A 19,199-nucleotide genomic window follows, 5' to 3' on the forward strand; every position below is an offset into this window, starting at 1 on the left:
AAGAGCAGTGCCAACCACAAGACCTGCGTATTTCGGCGCTTGCGGCGGGGTTAAGCAGCGCTGGCGCGCTTTAATAGTGCAAGGCGAGCGTTCCATGCCCCCTTTCGGGACGCCAGCTGGTAGATCCAGATCTACGTAGGCGAGGGATGCGTCAAAACCTGTCTGGCAGCAAAGCCGCCGAGACTTTTGCTGGCAAGGCGGAATCCGCGCATGCGGCGCTTTGCGCTAACGACAGGGCGCTAAGGGAATCTTCTAGGGTGCTACCGCACATCAAGATCAACCGGCGCAAGGACGTCAGACGATTGATCGCCCGAGGACACACAGGCAATAGTCGGCAGTCATCTGGTGCTGTCGTGCCAGTCTGCTTGTCTTGATCAGGGTTTCTGTTGCGCAAGTGCAGGTGAGATTGAAAGCCTACCAGCTCAGGCGAATGTCACGAACGCGCGGTATGGAAGCTTTCGCCTTGCGGCTATAGGGCAGGTGTAATCAGGCGGGGATAAGCAGGAGAGGGAAGGTCCGAGCAGGCGCTGCGTCCGTGAGGACGTCAGCGGCCCGGTTTCCTGGGATGCAGTGACTTAGTTCACTGCGTCCTTCAGCGACTTGCCTGGCTTGAAGCCTGGCAGCTTTGCTGCGGAGATCTTGATCGTTGCGCCAGTCTGCGGATTGCGGCCATCACGGGCTGCACGCTCTTTGACGGCAAAGGTGCCGAAGCCGACCAGCGTCACGCTGTCGCCGTTCTGCAGGGTGTTGGTCACGCTTTCGGTGAAGGCATCCAGCACGCGGGTAGCGGTGCTCTTCGGTACATCGGCGGAGGCGGCGATCGCTTCAATCAACTCGGCTTTATTCACGGGTGTGGCTCCAGATTGGAATGGGTGGTCAGTATAAGCAGCGTCTCGCTCTGCCGCCTGCGGCAAATTTCCTCTTTTTCAAAAATATCCGGTGCGGGGCGACAAATCGTTTGTTTGCCTAATCCAGACGCTTTTGTCTGGACAGCGGGATTTTGGCTCCGGTTCATTGCCCTCCCGACCATTGGTAGGGCTGCAGTCGGCAGGATGCATCAAAAGCGATCCGTACGCGGCTAACCAGGTCGCGCCAAGCGCAAAACGCCCATGAGCCGGCCGATCAACATGCTGATTGGCTCGCGTTCGACTTTAGTAGTGGATGTCGACGTCGATCTCACTGGGCTTGTCGCCTGGTACTTCGAACCGGCTCTCCTCGAATGCTGGCGGACCCATTACCTTGGGGTTATTGGACAATCCATAACCTTCGGTAGGAAACATGCCAAATCGAAGGTCCAGCTCGCCGTTAGCGTTTTCGTCGTGGTAGGCCATCACCGCGTACTGACCGGCGGGTACGTCATCGAACACCAGGGTGACCGTTCCGCTCTTGGCTGGCGATTCGCTCGAGGCAAATGCCTGGTCCGCTTTACGGAACGTCTTTGGGTCCGAGAACAGAGCCACGCGAACCGTGCCCCGGTCGTGTTCGATGTTGTTCAGTTTGACCGTCAGCGGCTGGCCGTCGGCGAAAGCCGCTTGACCTACCGCCATTGCTACCAAAGTTAGCGCTACGCGCAGTGTCATCGATTCGCTCCTGGTTGGCGTGCATCTCGTTTGGATTGGGTCGCGCGGACATACCAAGCGTGCCCGGAACAGTATGGCGATAGTGCCGCGCTTCTAACGGATCGACCAGCCTATACGGTTGATTAGGCAGCCGCGCCTCAGCACACGCAGGGGCCCATATCGATTGAGAAGGATGCCGTGGCCCCAGGAACGCCGCAATGCGATGCTAGGCGCCAAACGCCTTACTGACCGAGCCCGCATGAACAAGACCCATCTTCAGACGCTGATCATCGACAAGCTGCAGGCCGACCTGGCTGTTGCAAAGGATGCACTGAAGGCCTCTCACGAGGCGGCGACGCACGCCGAAAGCAAAGCGGAGAACAAGTACGACACCCGTGGTCTGGAGGCGGCCTACCTGGCTGACGGTCAACGGCGACGCGTTCATGAAATAGAAACAGCGCTCTCAAGCTATCGAAACCTGCCGGTGCGATCACATCGCAATGCAGCGATTACCCTGGGCGCTTTGGTTTCGTTGGAGTCCGCTGACAATTGCCGCTGGGTGTTCCTCGGGCCGGATGCCGCTGGGCTGAATGTGACGATTGAAGGAGAAGAGGTGCTGGTGATCTCTCCGCGTTCACCGCTGGGCAGAGCGCTGCTGGGCTGCGAGGAAGGTGATGAGGCCGAGATTCGCGTCGAAGGACAAACCATCCGCTACAGCGTAATCAGCGTCAGCTGATCTGCTTTCACCGAGCGAATGAGAAAGGGCACCTCAGCGAAATTCTAGTAACCGTAATTTTCTTCTAGATCAATCAGATATGAATCTCATCTGATGTAGATTGTACGGTTTGTGTTTCTGCTTTGCTCAGTGGATGTGAGGCGCTAGAGCATTTGATAAGTAACATCAATAAGCGTCTCTATCCTGCTGATATTAGGAGATAAAATGTCAGATAGCGGTTCGTTCTTAGCCGCTACGTTTGGCTCTCGCACCCAACCGTCCTACCGCACCGTTTCTACCGTGCTGCTGGCGTCGCCGCGTCGCTTGGTGCCGGCAAAATGCCACCCCTCAACCCCTCTAGAAACAATTTGACGCATCCAGTCGAGCTGACTATCGTGCCGCATGCAGATGATAAGCAATCTCATTAGTATTTGCGGAGGTGGTGGTGAACGCATTAACTCGCGTCGCCTACGACGGGCCTGAGGCAGGGTACAAATTCCCGCCGTCGTACCGATTCTATTCACCGGCTGGGGGTATTGAAGCCAGCGGTTGTTTCAAAGTGATAGACACGCCGGCGGAGGGTGCCGGGCCCGGCCTTGAAAGGGACGTCCAGCGCGGTTTCGCCGAAGCCCAGGCAGCCGGGCTGCGCAACCCAGTGCTGGTTGGCGTAATTCCTTTCGATAAGCAGCAACCTTCAAATCTATTCATTCCGCGACACGTCAGTCATCTCCCGCCGACGGCACCGCCTACCTCAATTTGTGGATTTGCTTGTGGTAACGCACGCCAGTGCATCGAGCAGCCCAACCAGGCTGGCTTCCAGCAGGCGGTGAACCGAGCGCTTGGCGCGCTGCGTAATGGACGTCTCGACAAAGCGGTGTTGTCCCGTTTGTTGCAGCTTGAGTTCGATGAGCCGCCCTGTGCCGCGACGATCTTCCAGGGACTGCGTCAGCAGAATCCCGAGGCATACCACTTCTTCACCGACCTGCCTGACGGCGGCGTCCTGATCGGCGCCAGCCCCGAGCTTCTGCTTCGCAAAACCGGCCAGCGTCTGGAAACCAACCCACTGGCGGGCTCAGCCCGGCGTCATGCCGATCGAATCGAAGACGAGTACTCGGCACAGTGCCTGCTCGATTCCGCCAAGGACCAGCACGAGCACCGCCTGGTGATCCGCGATATGGAACGCCAGCTTCGCCCCTTGTGCCGAGAGCTGCACATCCCAGGCGCACCGTCCCTGATGAGCACGGCAAAGCTGTGGCACCTGTCGACGCGGATCGAAGGCGAGCTCGCCGAGCCCGTATCGGCGCTCAAGCTGGCGTGCCAGCTGCACCCGACTCCCGCGCTCTGCGGTTTCCCTACCGCCGCAGCCAAGCAACTGATTGCAGAACTCGAACCCTTCGATCGAGGTGTCTTTGGCGGCATTGTCGGCTGGTGCGACGCGGCAGGTAACGGTGAGTGGGCCGTAGTGATCCGCTGCGGCGTGATCGATGACCGCAGTGTTCGGTTGTTCGCCGGGGCTGGGCTGGTATCGGAATCTTGTCCTGAGTCGGAGTGGCGCGAGACCGGCACCAAGCTCGGCACCATGCTCGCAGCGTTCGGTCTCGATCGGGAGGCGGTATGAGCCTGGTTCCGTTTACGCGCTGGCCTGATGAATTCGCCGAGCGCTATCGCCGGGCCGGTCACTGGCGTGGCGAACCGCTGAGCCAGATGCTCGCCGAGCAGGCCAGCACCCAGCCGGACGCCGTTGCGGTAGTCGAAGGTAGCAAAGCATTGACCTATGCCGACCTGGACCGGGCCTCGACCAACCTGGCGCAGCGGCTGGCGAACCGCGGCCTGGGGCAGGGCGACCGCGCGCTCGTGCAGCTGGGCAATCAGGCCGAGCTGTACGTTGTGTTTTTTGCATTGATGAAAGCCGGCATAGCGCCGGTCAATGCACTGTTCAGTCACAACCGTCTGGAGCTGGTGGCCTATGCCGCGCAGGTCCGACCGCGGCTGTTGATTGCCAGCCGGGCCCATTCGCTGTTCATAGGCGATGCGTTTGTTGAGGAACTGACCGAACTCATTCCCGAGCTGGATACCGTCCTGCTGCACGACGATCCCCACCCTGAGCTGCGTCTGCAGAGCTGGTTCGTGCAAGCGAAGGCACTGCGAGCATTCAGCCCGACGCCGCCCGGCGAAGTGGCTTTCTTCCAGCTCTCCGGTGGCAGTACCGGGACGCCAAAGCTGATCCCGCGAACCCATGACGACTATCTCTACAGCGTCCGTCGCAGCGTCGAGATTTGTCAGTTCGACCGCGAAACCCGTTACCTCTGCGCACTACCGGCAGCGCACAACTTTCCGTTGAGCTCCCCCGGTGCGCTGGGTGTGTTTCTCGCTGGCGGTCGTGTAGTGCTGAGTCCGGACCCCGGTCCCGCCAGTTGCTTCCCTTTGATTGCACAGCAGCAGGTCAACGTTACCGCGCTGGTGCCGTCTGCCCTGGCCATGTGGTTACAGGCCGCGCCCGGCCATCACCATGAACTTGCATCGCTGCAGTGGGTACAGGTGGGCGGCGCCAAACTGCCGGAATCCCAGGCCAGGCGGGTGCCCCAGGTGTTGGGATGCCGGCTGCAACAGGTCTTTGGCATGGCTGAAGGGCTGGTCAACTACACCCGACTGGATGACAGCGACGAGCATGTCTACCTGACCCAGGGCCAGCCGATGAGCCCAGATGACGAGATCAAGGTCGTCGACCGTGAGGGTCATCCAGTGGCTGCTGGCGAAATCGGGGCGCTGATGACGCGCGGGCCGTACACGATCCGCGGCTACTTCCAGAGCCCCGAGCACAACGCCGCCGCATTCGATGCAGAGGGGTTTTACCGCTCCGGTGACCTGGTCCGCCAGCGAGACGACAGCTACCTCGTCGTCGTCGGCCGGATCAAGGATCAGATCAATCGTGGCGGCGAAAAGATCGCCGCCGAAGAGGTGGAAAACCTGCTGATGGCGCATCCCGCCGTAGCGCAGGCGGCGCTGGTTTCAGTGCCCGATGAGGCCATGGGCGAGAAAAGCTGCGCCTACATCGTCAGCCCCGACCCCACGCTCAAGGCGATCGTGCTGCGCAGGTTTCTGCGCGGGCTCGGCTTGGCCGACTACAAGCTTCCTGACCGATTCGTACACATCGACGCGCTGCCAGTGACCGCTGTTGGCAAGGTGGACAAGAACCGCCTGCGCCGTCGCGTCGCTGAACAACTGACCGTTACCGAATAAGGATTCGTTTCATGGCAATTCCCACTCTGACGCCATACCGCCTGCCCAGCGAATGGAGCGCGAACAAAGTGCAGTGGTCGCTCGAACCGGCTCGCGCGGTTCTGCTGATTCACGACATGCAAGCGTACTTCTGTGATTTCTGGGGCCAGGACAGCGCCTTTATCGATGAACTGGTCTCGCGTCTGGCACAGGTTCGTCAGCGCTGCAAAGCACTGGGGATTCCTGTCATCTACACCGCCCAACCGGGTGAGCAAGCTGATGCGAACAGGGCGCTGCTGACCGATATGTGGGGACCGGGCATTACGCAATATCCCGAGCGCCAAGTGATCGTCCCGGGCCTGGCGCCTGCTGACGACGACACGGTTCTGGTGAAATGGCGCTACAGCGCGTTCCAGCGTTCACCGCTGGAACACATGATGAACGAGCTCAGTCGCGACCAGCTGATCATTGGTGGCATATACGGCCATATCGGCTGCCTCATGACGGCGTGCGATGCGTTCATGCGAGACATCCAGCCCTTCATGCTGGCCGACGGCATCGCGGATTTCGGCGCGACCGAGCACGGGATGGCGTTGAACTACGTGGCGACGCGGTGCGGCAAGGTCGTGACCTGCCGCGAAGTGCTCGAACTGGGCGCCGCCAACCGGTCATTGCCGAGTCGGGAGGGGCTGGAAGCCCGGTTGCTGTCGATGCTCGACGAGATGGATGAACCCTTCGACCCCGACGAAAACCTGCTCGACTACGGCCTGGATTCGATTCAGATCATGACCCTGCTGAGCGAATGGCGGGAGCAGGGGCTGGAACTGAGTTTCACCGATCTGGCCAAGACCCCGACGTTGAATGGCTGGTGGGCTCTGCTCAACGAGCACGGAGGTGTCCGATGAGGTCGCTCGGGACTGCCCAGCAAGGGCTCTGGTCCGGCTACCTGCTCAACGAAGACCGCGCCATGTTCAATACCGCAGAATGCATCGCGTTCGCCGGCAAGATTCACGCGGCGACGATGATCGCCTCGGTGCAACAGGCGGTGCGGGAGTGCGAGGCGCTATCCGGAGTGTTCGTGGCCGATGAAGACGCGGTGTTCTTCAAACCCTGCGAACTGCCAGTGGTCGTTCAACAGGTGCAGGTTCCGGCAGGGACGGATGCGGAAGGCTGGGTCCGTGACTGGGCCATGCGCGACATTCGCATCGCGATCGATCTCCAACGCGAGTTGCCGTGCCGTTTCGTGTTGCTGCAGGCCGAAGGGCGCGACTTTCTGTACAGCTGTGTGCATCACATAGCCCTGGATGGATACGGCACCAACCTGCTGTACCAGCGAATCGCCGAGCTCTACGGCGCTGCGATGAGCGGTGACCCGGTGCCAGCCAGTGAGTTTGGCCGATATGAAGATGTGCTCAAGGAAGACGCCGAGCGGGACGCTCAGGGCCGTACCGCCGCTGCACGCGGTTACTGGCTGGAAACATTGTCACGCATGCCGGAGCCTGCCAGCTTCAGTGAACGCAGTGCGCCGATATCGGCCACGTTCGTCCGTCACGGCGCTCCGTTCACAGAGCCTCTGTGGCAAGCGCTGAATCAGGTTGCCGAAGCTCATGGCATCGGCTGGCCGGACCTGCTGCTGGCCGGTGTCTCGGCTCATCTCCGGCAGGTAAGCGGTGTCCGCTCCCAGGTACTGGGTCTGATGGTGATGAATCGCATCGGCTCGGCCTCGTGCAATGTGCCGTGCATGCAGATGAACATCGCGCCCTTGTGCCTGGATCTGCCGGACGATGCCGATCTGATCGCCTGCGCCAAGGCCATCGGCAAGCTACGTCGTAGCAGCCGGAAACATCAGCACTACCGCTACGAATCCCTGCGCCGAGACCTGGGTCGTGTTGGCGGAGAACAGCGTCTGTTCGGTCCGCTGATCAACATCATGCCGTTCGACCGTCCGCTGACTTACGGCAACTGCCCGGCGCGAACGCTGAACCTGAGCGCAGGTCCGGTGGAGGACCTGACGCTGGAAGTCCAGATTGGCGCCGACGGCATGCCGGTACTCGACTACGACGCCAACCCGGCCTGCTACAGCCTCGACCAGGTGCGCAGCCTCCAAGAAGAACTGTTCGATCTGCTCGAATGCTGGCTGGCCGAGCCGCAGCAGCCACGCGCCGTGCTGCTCGATGAGCTGTTTGCAGTTCGCCGAGCCTGGCAAGTCCTCAAGACCCCTGGTCGCGCCTCCCATGTGCAACCGAGCAATGTGCTGGAGGCGATACGCCTACAGGCACAGAGCAGGCCTGAGCACATCGCGCTGGTCCAGCATGAGCAGGCGCTGAGTTACGGCGAACTGCAAGCTCGGGCCGAGATGGTCGCTGCCGCGCTTGTCGAACAGGGGATTGAGCCGGGCCAGCGTGTCGGTGTGATGCTGAGCCGTTCGCCACAAGCAATCCTTGCCCAGTTGGGGGTGCTGCTCGCTGGTGCGGTCTACGTACCGCTGGACCCGGAGCAGCCCGCCGATAGGCAACGGCTGATCTGCGAGACGGCCGAGCTGGCGCTGGTCATCACGGAGGCGGCCTATAGGCATCGGTTGGCGGACATCCATTCTGGTGCGATCCAGTTGATTGGGTCGCTGACCTCGGCCAACCGAACCTACAGCCCACGCGACAACGATGCGGCCTGTTACCTGATGTTCACCTCCGGTTCGACGGGTGCGCCGAAGGGTGTGGAAGTCAGCCATCGCGCACTGGCGCATTTCGCTCAGGCGGCTCGGCAGCGCTACGGCATGGGTTCAGCCGACCGCGTCCTGCAATTCGCACCGTTCAACTTCGATGCAAGCATCGAGGAGGTCTTCGTCAGTTTGTCGGCCGGGGCGACGTTGGTGCTGCGGACCGACCCGATGTTGCAGTCGATGTCCTCGTTCGTAGAAGGACTCGAGCGACTGGCGATCAGCGTGGTCGACCTGCCCACAGCGTTCTGGAACGAGTGGGTCGTGGCGTTGCGCAGCGGCCAGGTGCGGATCCCGGCATCGCTTAAGACGGTTATCATCGGTGGCGAAGCGGTCTACCCCGAGCAACTACAGGTCTGGCAACGTGTTGGGCGGCCCGATGTTCGTTTGATCAACACCTACGGCCCGACCGAGACTACGGTGGTCGCGAGCAGCTGCGATCTGCAGAACCTTGATCCCAACCGCGAACGACTGCCCATCGGTCGACCGCTGGCAAGTGTCGAGGCGCTGGTTCTGGAGCGCGGCAATCGCCCTGGATCGGAAGGTGAGCTGGTGCTGTTTGGCCCACAGCTGGCCAACGGTTACCTCAACAGCGACGCGCCGGCGTTCGCCCATCTACGTATTGGCGAGGAGACGATGCGGGTCTACCGCACCGGTGACCGGGTGCGGCTGGTCGATGGTCAGCTGGTGTACCTCGGTCGGCTGGACAATGAGTTCAAGATCAGCGGCTATCGCATCCAGCCGGGAGAGGTCGAAGCACGGATGCTGGCACTGCCGGGTATCGACGAGGCCTGCGTGCTAGGCCTGGAACTTGATGCCGGAGTGCGCCGGCTGGTGGCGTTCTTCGCTGGCCTGCGGGACGACGTCCGAGCGATCAAGCGCGAGCTGAGCGCTGTACTGCCCGCAGCGATGGTGCCTACCGATTACCGTCATTTTGCCGTCTTGCCCCGTACCGGTAGCAACAAAATCGACCGTAAGCGCCTGCAGCACGCCTATCTGCAAGGCTCGACCGAACGCGTGCTGAACGACGAGACGCAGCGGCGCGTCAGCGCAATCTGGCAGCAGATCCTCGGTGTCAGCGGCATTCAGCCGGAAGACAACTTCTTCGAGCTCGGTGGGCAGTCGCTGCAGACCATCCAGATCGTCAATCGCCTGGGCGCCGAGTTCGGCACCGCCGTGAAGGTTTCCGATGTCTTCGATCACCCGCAACTGGCGGACTTCTGCAGTTTTTTGGACAGCCGACTGCAACAGCGAGAAGAACTCGTGGAAATGGTTTGGTGAAGGGGCGAGCAAATGAACGATCAGATGAGTTTCAGCGGGCAGAGCGTTTGGGTGACCGGTGCCGGGCAGGGGATCGGCCGCGCCGTGGCCGAAGGCTTCGCACGGCTGGGTGCTCAGGTCGTCGGTTTCGACCGCGCCTTTTCCGAAGGTGACTACGGCTTCACGACTTATCTGCTTGATGTCGGCGATGCGGGCGCGGTGCGCCATGCGTGCGCCGAGCTGCTGGGTGGACAACAGCGGGTTGATGTCTTCGCCAGTGTTGCCGGCATCTTGCGGCTCGGAGCTATTGAGCATCTGAGTTCGGCTGACTGGGACGAGTCGCTACGGGTCAACGTGTCCGGTGCCTTTTATCTGCTGCGCGAACTGATCCCGCGTTTCAAGGCGCAGGGCAGCGGAGCGGTAGTGGCGGTGAGCAGCAATGCGACTCACGTTCCGCGCATGCAGATGGCCGCGTACAGCGCATCCAAAGCTGCGCTTACCAGCCTGATCCGAACAGCGGGCCTGGAGCTGGCTGAGCACGGCGTGCGCTGCAATCTGGTCTCGCCGGGCTCCACCGATACCGCCATGCAGCGTGGCATGTGGCACAGCGAGGACGCGCGAGAACGGACGATTGCTGGCTTTCCGGAGCAGTACAAGCTGGGCATTCCGCTGCGCAAGATCGCCACGCCAGAAGAGGTCGCCCGTACCGTGCTGTTCCTCGCATCGGACCTGGCGAGCCACATCACCCTGCAGGACATCGTCGTCGACGGCGGCGCCACCCTGGCGGCCTGAGATTCCGAGAGGTAGCAGATGCAAAACAACATAATCGGCCTGCTGAAGCACTTGGCTCAGCAGGGCGTGCAGCTTGCGCTCAACGATCAGCAGCAGCTGGTTTCGCAGTCGAGCAAAGAGGCCGTGACCCCCGCGCTCGGGCAGCAGATACGTGACAATCGCGACGCCATCATCGAATGTCTGAGGGCTCAACGCGCATTCGATGCACCTATCGCGCCACAACACCTCAGCGTCGGTCCGCTGTCGTCATCGCAGAGCGGGCTTTGGTTCATCGAGCAGTACGAACAGGATTCGCACCTCTACAACATGCCCGTCTTCTTCCGCCTGACTGGCGAGCTGGACGTGGCGGCGCTGGAGTTCGCCTTCGATGCGCTGGTCGCCCGTCACGCCAGTTTGCGCACGCGCTTCCAGCGTAGCGCCGAGGGCCGAGGAGAGCAGGAGATAGTGCCGCACACAGGGTTCCGTCTGGCGCGGGAAGATCTCAGCCATCTCGAACCGCAGGCACGTAAGGATCTGGTTGCGCAGCGAGTGCGGGAAGAGATTGAACGCCCATTCGATATCACCAGCGGGCAGCTGACGCGCGTCACCGTGCTAAAGCTGGGCGAGCGCGAGCACGTGCTGATGATCAACCAGCACCACATCATCTCGGATGGCTGGTCGGTGAAAAACATGTTCGCCGACCTGAAGACCGCGTTTCTCGCTCATCAGAATCGTGAGGGCCTGATTTGGGACGAGCCCGCGCTGACCTACATCGACTACGCACGCTGGTTCAATTCGCGCTTATTCCGGGACTATCACGAGCAGTTCAAACCCTTCTGGGTCGAACGCCTGGCGGGTATCCCCGAAGTGCACAGCCTGCCGATGGACAAGCCACGGCCTGCCCAACCGGCCAGTGGCGGCGAAGTGGTGTTCTCGACTATCGACAATGCGCTCTGGGATCGTTTCAAAGGGCTGTGCCAGCAACACAACACTTCGCCCTTCATCGGCCTACATGCGCTGTTCGCGCTGCTGCTGGCACGTCATTCCGGTGAGCGCGACATTGTCGTTGGCACCCCCTTGGCCTACCGCGAGCGGGCGGATGTCGAGCCTTTGGTAGGTTTTTTCGTCAACACGCTGGTGTTACGTACGCAGCTTCCCGAACAGCAAAGCTTTGTCGAGTATTTGCGCCAGTGCCGTGCTGACGATCTTCAGGCGTTCGATCATCAACTCTATCGGTTCGAGGCCCTGAGCGAAGCGCTGGGCATGGACCGCCATACCGCGATCAACCCGATCTTTCAGATCATGCTGGTCTACCAGGCGCGGGTCGACTTCAACGACCTGATCCCCGGCTGTGACGCGGTGGAGGAGACCTCTCCGGTATTGCCTGCCAAGACCGACATTTCGGTCAAAGTCACCGAGCTGATGGATTCGGTACGGGTCGATTGGTTATATGCCACGGCGCTGTTCGAACGCAGCAGTATCGAAGGCTATGCGAGCCGACTGCTGAACATGCTGAAGGCCGTGGTCGATGCGCCAGAGCAGGACATCTGGCAGTTACCCATGCACGATCCTTCGTTGCTGGACCAGACCGCTGAGTGCCTGTCGGCGTTGCCCGCGCTCTATCCCGACGGACTGACCGCGCTTTCGCTGTTCAGCGACATGGCTCAGCTACATCCGAATCGACCCGCGCTGCGGCAAGGGGAAGGCTATGTCAGCTATGCGGAGCTAGACGCCCGTGCCAGCCGGCTTGCCAATTGGTTGCAGGCTCAGGGCTGTGCATCAGGCGACCTGATCGGTGTTCTGGCCCGGCGAGAAAACGCGTTTGCGGTCGCGTTGCTCGCGTGCTGGAAAGTCGGCGCGGCCTATGTCCCGCTGGACCCGAACTATCCCCAGCAGCGCCTCAGCCACATCATGCGGGACGCGCATTTGCAGCTGGTCATCGGTCAGGGCGTGGCGCCATTCGAGCTGGAGCCAGGTGCGCGTTGGGTCGATCTAGATAGCCATGAAACCCAGGCGCAGCTAGATGCCCAGTCGCCATGTGCGCCGCCGCTCCAGCATGACCCGCAACGACTCGCCCAGGTGATCTACACCTCCGGATCGACCGGAATGCCGAAGGGCGTGATGATCGAACAGGGATCACTGGCCAACCTGCTACTCGACCACGGTCGCCGGCTCGATGTCGCGCAGGGTGACCGAATGCTGGACTGCATGTCCTTGTCGTTCGATGCCGGCAACATGTGCGCGCTGGTGCCGTTGGTTCACGGTGCATGTCTGCTCTGGGCCGATCCCGGTGAGGGTCTGCTGGATGAGATCGAGCGCACCGAAACCACACAGATAATTTTTGCCACAGCGCTGCTGGCGACACTGCCGGAGCGACCGTTGCCGGCGATGAAAGCGGTGGGCTTCGGCGGCGAAGCCTGTCCGCCTACGATCCCACAGCGTTGGGCATCCCAGTTCCGCTTGATCGACATGTACGGGCCGACCGAAGCCACCGTTACGGCGCTGACCAAGACGCTCGCGGCAGGCACTCGCCTGACCATCGGCCAACCTATCGATGGCATGCAGGCGGTGATCCTGGATCGGCACGGCGCGGTGTGCCCGGTTGGTGTTCCGGGTGAGCTCTGTCTGGCGGGGCTAGGGTTGGCCCGCGGTTACCTCAACCAGCCGGAGCGCACGGCTGAGGCCTTTCGTGAGCATGATTTCGCCGGGGTGAAGGTACGGATGTATCACACCGGAGACCGCGCACGGCTGCTGGCCAACGGTGAATACGAATACCTGGGCCGTCTGGATGCGCAGATCAAACTGCGCGGTTATCGCATCGAGCCGGGGGAGATTGAAGCTCAACTGCACGCCAGCTGCTCAAACCTGCAGGAAGTAAAAGTCTTGGTCGTCAGCCAGGGCACACGTCAGGCGCTGGTGGCCTACGCCACGGTAACCGCTGGCGAAGCGACACCCGAGCCAGACGCAGTATTGCAGGCCGCAGCCCATCGACTGCCTGAATACATGGTGCCTCAACGTCTGATCATCCTCGACAGGATGCCGCTTACGGCCAACGGCAAACTGGATCAGCGGCAGCTGCCCACGGTTGAGCTGGCCGAAGCTGAACAGCTGGTGCCGCCCGCTGGCGATCTGGAGCGACACGTGCTGGAGATATGGCAGGGTGTGCTGGAGCAGCCGCTGGGCGTAGAAAGCGATTTCTTCCGGTTGGGCGGCGATTCGATTCTGAGCATCCAGCTGGCGACACGTCTGCGCGATGCCGGCTACCCCTGTAGCGTCAAAGAGGTGTTCGAGGCAAAGACCGTGCGCCGACTGTGCCGCGTGCTCGAAGGACCACGCGAGAACCAGGCGATCCGCGCCGAGCAAGGTCTGCTGACCGGCGATTTCGCTCTGCAGCCAATCCAGCAATGGTTCTTTGAGCAGCCCTTCGCTCAACCCCAGCATTGGAACCAGGGCGTTGTGCTTGGGCTGTCGGCCGAGGTGAGTCAGCTCCAGCTGATGGATTACATGCGCCAATTGTTGGCGCAGCATGATGCGCTGCGGCTGATCGTCATTCCGTCTGGCCAGTGTTATCGGGATTTCCTGCCGTTACCCGAGCCTGCCCAACTGGATGCCGCGGAGCTGGGCGAGTCGGGGTTACAGCATGCGCTAACCGAGCTGCAATCCCACCTCGATCCGGCCAGCGCTCGAACGCTCGCCTGGGCCATCATCGAGAACTTGCCGAACGGCCAGCGAGGCCTGTTTATTGCGTTTCACCATTTGGTCATCGATGCGGTGTCGTGGCGCATTCTGGTGGAAGACCTGCAGCGATTGGCCCGCGGCGACGCGTTGCCCGACAAGACCAGCAGCTACCGCGAGTGGGGCGAGGGTCTCGCTGCCTATGCGCAGCGTGCTGAAGCGCAGCTGCCGTACTGGGGTGAGCAGGTCGGTACGATGGGCCAGGCTTTTACGAATCAAACCTTTCCCCAAGAATGGTCGTCCAGCGAGCACTCCGAACCGCAACTGTTACAGCTGGATGAAGTCACCACTCGGCAACTGACTCAGATAACGACCAGGCGATTGCAGGTCGACGTCCGCGAGTTGCTGCTGGCTGCGCTGACCCGGTCGCTGATGGAGCTGGGGCTCGGCGAGCAGCAGTTGATCATGCTGGAAGGTCACGGCCGCGAACCGATTGATGCTGGGTTGGACGTCAGCCGCACGGTTGGCTGGTTCACCAGCATGTTCCCGGTCAGGGTGCATAACCAGGCGGACTGGCCGGCGCTGGTTCAGCACGCTGCCGAACAGTTGCGCCAGGTGCCGGACAAGGGTGTTGGCTATTTGCCGCTGCGCAGCAATCCGGCGCATCGTGACAGTCTTCCGCTGCCCGCCGTCGCGCTGAATTACCTGGGCAATTACCAGAGCGGAGCAGGCGAGTGGCAGCCATTGCCGTTGCCACCGGGCAACCCGAGCGGTACTGGAAACCTGTCTGCAGAACTGATCAGCCTGCATGGTGGCGTGTTTGACGGCCTGCTGACCTTACGGCAGATCGGCAGTCTGCGCTCGGACCTCGGCGCCCGCTTTTTGCAGTCGTTGCGAACTAACCTCCAAACCCTGGCTGCACTTGGCGGAGAGCTGCAATGACGTCATTGAACCTACAGCTCGCCCACGTTTTCGCCCGTCAAGCCGAGCGCCCGGCGCTAGGGTGCCTCGGCGCCAGTTTCAGCTACGCCGATTTGCAGGCCCGCGTCGCGGCCATCGTGTTGCAACTGCGCGCAGACGGATTGACTGCAGGTGATCGCGTCGGGCTGCATCTTTCCCGTGGGCCGGATCTGATCGCGGCGCTGCTCGCTTGCCTGCATGAAGGGCTTTGTTTCGTACCACTCGAGCCGGAGTTTCCGCTTGACCGACTGCAGGGCATCGCCGACGACGCATGCCTGCACCGCATCATTCAGGATGAACAGCCGTCGCGCTCGCTGGCACCTTCGCTGCGCCTGAGACCCGGTCTGGCAGCGATGCCCGAGCCGCTGGTGCTCGATGACCAGCTGCCTGCGTACATGATGTTCACCTCCGGCTCTACAGGAAAACCCAAGGGCGTCGTGATTGGCCGGGCTGCCTTAAGCAACTTCCTCGACGCCGCGACCCGGCGTGTCGGGATCGGGCCGGACACACGTTGGCTGTTCACCACCACGCCGGCTTTCGATATCTCTCTGCTGGAGATGCTCGGGCCACTTTGGGTAGGCGGCTATGTCGAAGTGGTCTGCGCACCAGCTCACAAAGACCCGGTGGCGCTGCTGCAGTTGCTCGACAGCCGGCTGGACCTGAACACCCTGCAGGCCACGCCTGCATTCTGGCGAATGCTGCTCAAAGCGGGATGGCAAGGGCGTGAAGGTCTGACCGCGCTCTGTGGTGGTGAAGCTCTCGACGCTACGCTCGCGGCACGGCTCAGCGTGTCGGTGGGGCAGCTGTGGAACTGCTATGGCCCCACCGAGGCGACCGTCTGGTCGATGATGGCGCAGGTCGAACAGCCATTGGCGGACCATGGTGTGCGGCTCAAGCGTTCACTCGATGGCTACCGACACTGGATTCTCGACGAGAACGGCAATGACATCGGGCCGGGCTGCGAGGGTGAACTGTGCATCGAAGGGGTCTCGCTGGCACAGGGTTACTGGCAACGCAGCGATCTGAGCGAGCAGGCCTTCATCAGCTGGCAAGGGCGGCGTCTGTACCGTACCGGAGATCGGGTTCGCCGCATCGGCGACGACGAATTCCAATACCTTGGACGTCGTGACGATCAGATCAAGTTGCGCGGTTTCCAATCGAACTGGGCGAAATTGAAGCCAACCTGCGGCGCATCGAGGGGGTACAGGATGCTGCGGTACGGTTGCTGGGTAAAGGCGACGAGGCCTGCCTGGTTGGCTATGTGGAGACACGAGGCGAAGGTGCGCCCGGGCGGGTTCAGATCCGCCGGGCACTGCATCTGAGTCTGCCGCACTATATGGTTCCGAGTCGCATCGTGCTGCTGGACTCGCTGCCGAAAACTCCGAGTGGCAAGATCGACCGTAAGCGGTTGCCCGAGCCGGTCTGATCGAGTGCGCTAGCCCGTGGCCCGGGCGGCCACGGGGCAATCTGCGTTAGTTTTTCGCGACCGGCTCAGCGTCTGTTTTGCCGACGATGGATTCCACATCTTCGATCACCTGCAGGGCAGCCATTGGCCCACCCAACGAGGTCCATAGCGACCCATCGACGGCGGCGAAACGCTTGGCCTCGATAGACGAGAGCTGGCGGAACGCCGGTGTTTCTTCAGCCTGGCTAAGCGCCTCGACGGCTTCGCCGCTGGTGGCCAGAGTCCCGATCACCAGCCAGTCCGCATCCAGTAGTTCAAGGGATTCAAGGCTCAGTGCCATGGAATGAGTGTGGCCTGGGTCCTGCTGGTGAACCGGGCGGACCAGGCCGACGTCTTCCACCACAGTGCTGGAGAACGCGTCCTTGAACATGTAGGACGGGCCCTTCGGGTTCCAGCGAACGATACTGAACGTCTCGCCTTGATGGTCCTTCAAACGCTCCCGCGCCTCGGCTGCACGTGCTTCGTAGCGGTCCAGAAAAGCCTTGGCTTCAGCATCCTTGTTCAGCACATGAGCGGTTCGCTGCATGCTGGACTGCCAAGGTTCCGCCCATTTAAAGGTCGTGACGGTCGGCGCGATCTCGTTGAGTATCGCCAGCTGCTCTGGCTTGACCGGACCGGTGAGGATCAGATCCGGTTCCAGCTCAAGCAGTGTCTCCAGGTTGGGGTTGTCCAGATCGCCGACGACCTTGATGCCTGTTGGCACCTTGCCTTCCAGGTAACGCGGCGGTGCAGCCTGGCCGCGACCGTTGACGGTGCCGATCGGTGTCACGCCCAGTGTCAGCGCCGTATCCAGATCGATTTCGTTGAGCGTGACAACACGCTCAGGCGTGGCCGGAACGGTGACGGTGTTGCCGAACGCATCTTCCACCTGACGGGTGGCGGCGTGCGCACTGAGCGTCATCAACCCCGCTATAAGTGCGATGGTGAGGTGCCAGGGGGTTCGTTTGATCATTGGGTCGTGTCCTTTTGAGCGGGTTCGTGCACCGCTGGGGTGCGGGTGGCTGATGGCGCAGAGGCGGGAAGCGCAGACTCGGCGAGCGAACGGCGACGCGGGACGATTACCGGAGCGCCGTCACCGGGCGCCGGCAGGATGTCCACTTCGGTCTGGTAAAGGCGGTCCACCAGCGCTTTGGTCATCACGTCGCGTGCACGCCCCATGGCTTGAATCTGCCCATCGGCGAGGGCGATCAGTTCATCGCAATAGCGCGCGGCGATGCCCAGGTCATGGATGACGATCAGCACCGTGCGGCCTTCGGCTGCGATCCGGTGCACCGCCTCCATGACTTCGGCCTGATGGCCGATATCCAGTGCGCTGGTGGGTTCGTCGAGCAGGATCAGATCGGTGTTCTGCGCCAGGATCATGCCCAGCCACGCACGCTGCGCCTGCCCGCCAGAGAGCGAAGAGGCCTGGCGATGCCAGATGGCGTCGAGCTGCATGGCCGCGCGAGCGCGAGCGACCTGGCGAGCATCCTCGTCGCTCCACTGGTTGAACCATCCCTGATGGGGATGCCGACCGTATTGCACCAGCTGTTCGACGCGAATCCCCTCGGCCATCACGGGGCGCTGTGGAAGAAACGCCAGCTGACGGGCCAGGCTTTTCATCGAGTAACGAGACAGCGACTGCCCATGGATGTGGATTTCGCCACGTTGCAAGGGCAGCTGACGCGCCAACAGCTTGAGCAAGGTCGATTTACCGCTGCCGTTAGGCCCGACGATCCCAATCAGCCGGCCTTTGGGCAGCGAGAAGGTGAGGTCGTCCAGAACCACCTTGTCCTGATAGGCGAAATGGAGGTTTTCGACGCTCAGTACCGTCATCAGTCAGCCCCTCGTCTGTCCTTGAGCAGCAACGCAAGCAGCAGAATGCCGCCGAGTAGCCTTGTCATGATGCCGGTGGGGATCTCTTCCGGCTGCGCCAGCACCCGCACCAGCGTGTCGCTGCCCAGTAGCAGCACTGCTCCGCAGAGGGCCGATAGCCAAAGCGGGGCCAGGTTATCGCGCGCCAGCCAGGACGCCAGGATCGGTGCGGCCATGGCGATGAATACGACCGGCCCGCCAATCGCCGTGCCCAGCGAGGCCACCAGAATGGCCAGGCCCAGCACGCCGAGCTGTACCAGCGGCACACGGATGCCCAGGTTCTGCGCAGTGGCATCGCCAAAGCGCAACAAGGCCAGGGGGCGGTTGACCAAGGCCATCAGCGGACACAGCGCCAGCAGGACCAGGGCGATCGGATTGACGGTCTGGTAGCTGACGCCAGCGAAGTGACCCATGGTCCAGAGATACAGGCTGCCCAGGTGTACCAGCGGCTGCGTCGACATGGCGAAGTCGCCGATCGCGCCGAGTAGCTCCGACAGCGCAATACCGATGACGATGAACAGATAGCCTTGCTCTCCGGGGCGGCGGCAGAGGGTGAACAGCGCTACGGCGGCCAATACCGCGCCCAGGGGAGAGGCCCACCAGGGCCAGCTGCCCAACGTCAGGTAAAGGGAAAAACCGACAACCGCCAGCGATGCACCTTCGTTCACACCGATCATGTCTGGCGTTGCGAGGCGGTTGCGCACCAGCGTCTGGATCAGGCAGCCGGCCATGCCCATGGCGAAGCCGGCAACGATGGCGGCTGCAACCCGCGGCATTCGGATTTTGAAGACCATGATCTCGTGCAGCTTGCTGCCATTGCCGAGCAGGGTGGCGAGCACGTCTCGCATGCCCATCTGGCCGGAGCCCAGGCTGATCGCCAGCGTAGCCAGTATCGCAAGCAGCAGCGTGAGCAGGCCGCACATCAGCCAGTTGCGCCGATGCAGCAGCAGACTCAGGCTGCCCATGCGCAGCGTCCACACGCCGCTGGGAGTGATCGATGCCATG

At 61.8% G+C, this 19,199-nt stretch carries 14 protein-coding genes; 9 read left to right on the forward strand and 5 right to left on the reverse strand.

From position 1 onward, the window contains the following. Positions 1-575 precede the first annotated feature (575 nt). Together ACQKIK_RS15920 and ACQKIK_RS15925 are read right to left on the reverse strand one after the other, a co-directional pair. Complete coding sequence (locus ACQKIK_RS15920) at positions 576-848, reverse strand: HU family DNA-binding protein (RefSeq protein WP_019339665.1); 273 nt, start codon at positions 846-848, stop codon at positions 576-578. 303 nt (positions 849-1,151) lie between these two features. Further along, positions 1,152-1,580, reverse strand: coding sequence for a DUF2141 domain-containing protein (locus ACQKIK_RS15925; RefSeq protein ID WP_064482364.1), 429 nt, complete (start codon positions 1,578-1,580; stop codon positions 1,152-1,154). 238 nt (positions 1,581-1,818) lie between these two features. Between ACQKIK_RS15925 and ACQKIK_RS15930 the strand changes: the two genes are divergently transcribed. The 9 genes from ACQKIK_RS15930 (at position 1,819) to ACQKIK_RS15970 (ending at position 16,301) form a co-directional block, all read left to right on the forward strand. After that, on the forward strand, positions 1,819-2,295 hold the full coding sequence (locus ACQKIK_RS15930; protein WP_499136635.1) for a GreA/GreB family elongation factor: 477 nt from the start codon (positions 1,819-1,821) through the stop codon (positions 2,293-2,295). 424 nt (positions 2,296-2,719) lie between these two features. Further along, positions 2,720-3,892, forward strand: a complete 1,173-nt coding sequence (locus tag ACQKIK_RS15935; protein WP_499136636.1) for an isochorismate synthase — start codon at positions 2,720-2,722, stop codon at positions 3,890-3,892. Next, positions 3,889-5,514 carry a (2,3-dihydroxybenzoyl)adenylate synthase gene (locus tag ACQKIK_RS15940; protein WP_499136637.1) on the forward strand — a complete coding sequence of 542 codons (1,626 nt, stop codon included), beginning with the start codon at positions 3,889-3,891 and terminating at the stop codon, positions 5,512-5,514. The genes ACQKIK_RS15935 and ACQKIK_RS15940 overlap by 4 nt, the downstream gene beginning before the upstream one ends. An 11-nt stretch (positions 5,515-5,525) precedes the next feature. Continuing rightward, positions 5,526-6,398 carry an isochorismatase family protein gene (locus ACQKIK_RS15945; protein WP_499136638.1) on the forward strand — a complete coding sequence of 291 codons (873 nt, stop codon included), beginning with the start codon at positions 5,526-5,528 and terminating at the stop codon, positions 6,396-6,398. Continuing rightward, the gene (locus ACQKIK_RS15950) at positions 6,395-9,490 is read left to right on the forward strand and encodes an amino acid adenylation domain-containing protein (RefSeq protein ID WP_499136639.1); all 3,096 of its coding nucleotides are present in this window, start codon (positions 6,395-6,397) and stop codon (positions 9,488-9,490) included. The genes ACQKIK_RS15945 and ACQKIK_RS15950 overlap by 4 nt, the downstream gene beginning before the upstream one ends. Before the next feature lie 12 nt (positions 9,491-9,502). Further along, a complete protein-coding gene (gene dhbA / locus ACQKIK_RS15955) occupies positions 9,503-10,261 on the forward strand; it encodes a 2,3-dihydro-2,3-dihydroxybenzoate dehydrogenase (protein ID WP_499136640.1) in 759 nt (252 codons plus the stop codon). 18 nt (positions 10,262-10,279) lie between these two features. Further along, positions 10,280-14,857, forward strand: coding sequence for an amino acid adenylation domain-containing protein (locus ACQKIK_RS15960; RefSeq protein ID WP_499136641.1), 4,578 nt, complete (start codon positions 10,280-10,282; stop codon positions 14,855-14,857). Then, on the forward strand, positions 14,854-16,197 hold the full coding sequence (locus ACQKIK_RS15965) for an AMP-binding protein (protein WP_499136643.1): 1,344 nt from the start codon (positions 14,854-14,856) through the stop codon (positions 16,195-16,197). The genes ACQKIK_RS15960 and ACQKIK_RS15965 overlap by 4 nt, the downstream gene beginning before the upstream one ends. Next, positions 16,101-16,301, forward strand: coding sequence for an AMP-binding enzyme (locus ACQKIK_RS15970; RefSeq protein ID WP_499136737.1), 201 nt, complete (start codon positions 16,101-16,103; stop codon positions 16,299-16,301). The genes ACQKIK_RS15965 and ACQKIK_RS15970 overlap by 97 nt, the downstream gene beginning before the upstream one ends. A 46-nt stretch (positions 16,302-16,347) precedes the next feature. Here the strand turns inward: ACQKIK_RS15970 and ACQKIK_RS15975 are convergent, their stop codons facing one another. Genes ACQKIK_RS15975 through ACQKIK_RS15985 form a run of 3 tightly spaced genes read right to left on the reverse strand, consistent with a single transcriptional unit; the run spans position 16,348 to position 19,198 of the window. After that, on the reverse strand, positions 16,348-17,292 hold the full coding sequence (locus ACQKIK_RS15975; protein ID WP_499136644.1) for an ABC transporter substrate-binding protein: 945 nt from the start codon (positions 17,290-17,292) through the stop codon (positions 16,348-16,350). Then, positions 17,289-18,155, reverse strand: a complete 867-nt coding sequence (locus ACQKIK_RS15980) for an ABC transporter ATP-binding protein (RefSeq protein WP_499136646.1) — start codon at positions 18,153-18,155, stop codon at positions 17,289-17,291. Before ACQKIK_RS15980 ends, ACQKIK_RS15975 begins: the two co-directional genes overlap by 4 nt. After that, the gene (locus ACQKIK_RS15985; RefSeq protein ID WP_499136648.1) at positions 18,155-19,198 is read right to left on the reverse strand and encodes a FecCD family ABC transporter permease; all 1,044 of its coding nucleotides are present in this window, start codon (positions 19,196-19,198) and stop codon (positions 18,155-18,157) included. The genes ACQKIK_RS15980 and ACQKIK_RS15985 overlap by 1 nt, the downstream gene beginning before the upstream one ends. Between the last annotated feature and the right edge of the window lies 1 nt (position 19,199).

The sequence above is a fragment of the Pseudomonas sp. NPDC047961 genome (assembly GCF_050272435.1).
GTDB lineage: Bacteria > Pseudomonadota > Gammaproteobacteria > Pseudomonadales > Pseudomonadaceae > Stutzerimonas.

Bases quoted from the DNA above. Each gene is read 5' to 3' on its own strand.
- ACQKIK_RS15945 (WP_499136638.1), top strand. From the start codon at position 5,526: ATGGCAATTCCCACTCTGACGCCATACCGCCTGCCCAGCGAATGGAGC.
- ACQKIK_RS15950 (WP_499136639.1), top strand. From the start codon at position 6,395: ATGAGGTCGCTCGGGACTGCCCAGCAAGGGCTCTGGTCCGGCTACCTG.
- ACQKIK_RS15965 (WP_499136643.1), top strand. From the start codon at position 14,854: ATGACGTCATTGAACCTACAGCTCGCCCACGTTTTCGCCCGTCAAGCC.
- ACQKIK_RS15930 (WP_499136635.1), top strand. From the start codon at position 1,819: ATGAACAAGACCCATCTTCAGACGCTGATCATCGACAAGCTGCAGGCC.
- ACQKIK_RS15975 (WP_499136644.1), bottom strand. From the start codon at position 17,292: ATGATCAAACGAACCCCCTGGCACCTCACCATCGCACTTATAGCGGGG.
- ACQKIK_RS15925 (WP_064482364.1), bottom strand. From the start codon at position 1,580: ATGACACTGCGCGTAGCGCTAACTTTGGTAGCAATGGCGGTAGGTCAA.
- ACQKIK_RS15940 (WP_499136637.1), top strand. From the start codon at position 3,889: ATGAGCCTGGTTCCGTTTACGCGCTGGCCTGATGAATTCGCCGAGCGC.
- ACQKIK_RS15960 (WP_499136641.1), top strand. From the start codon at position 10,280: ATGCAAAACAACATAATCGGCCTGCTGAAGCACTTGGCTCAGCAGGGC.
- ACQKIK_RS15980 (WP_499136646.1), bottom strand. From the start codon at position 18,155: ATGACGGTACTGAGCGTCGAAAACCTCCATTTCGCCTATCAGGACAAG.
- dhbA (WP_499136640.1), top strand. From the start codon at position 9,503: ATGAACGATCAGATGAGTTTCAGCGGGCAGAGCGTTTGGGTGACCGGT.
- ACQKIK_RS15985 (WP_499136648.1), bottom strand. From the start codon at position 19,198: ATGGCATCGATCACTCCCAGCGGCGTGTGGACGCTGCGCATGGGCAGC.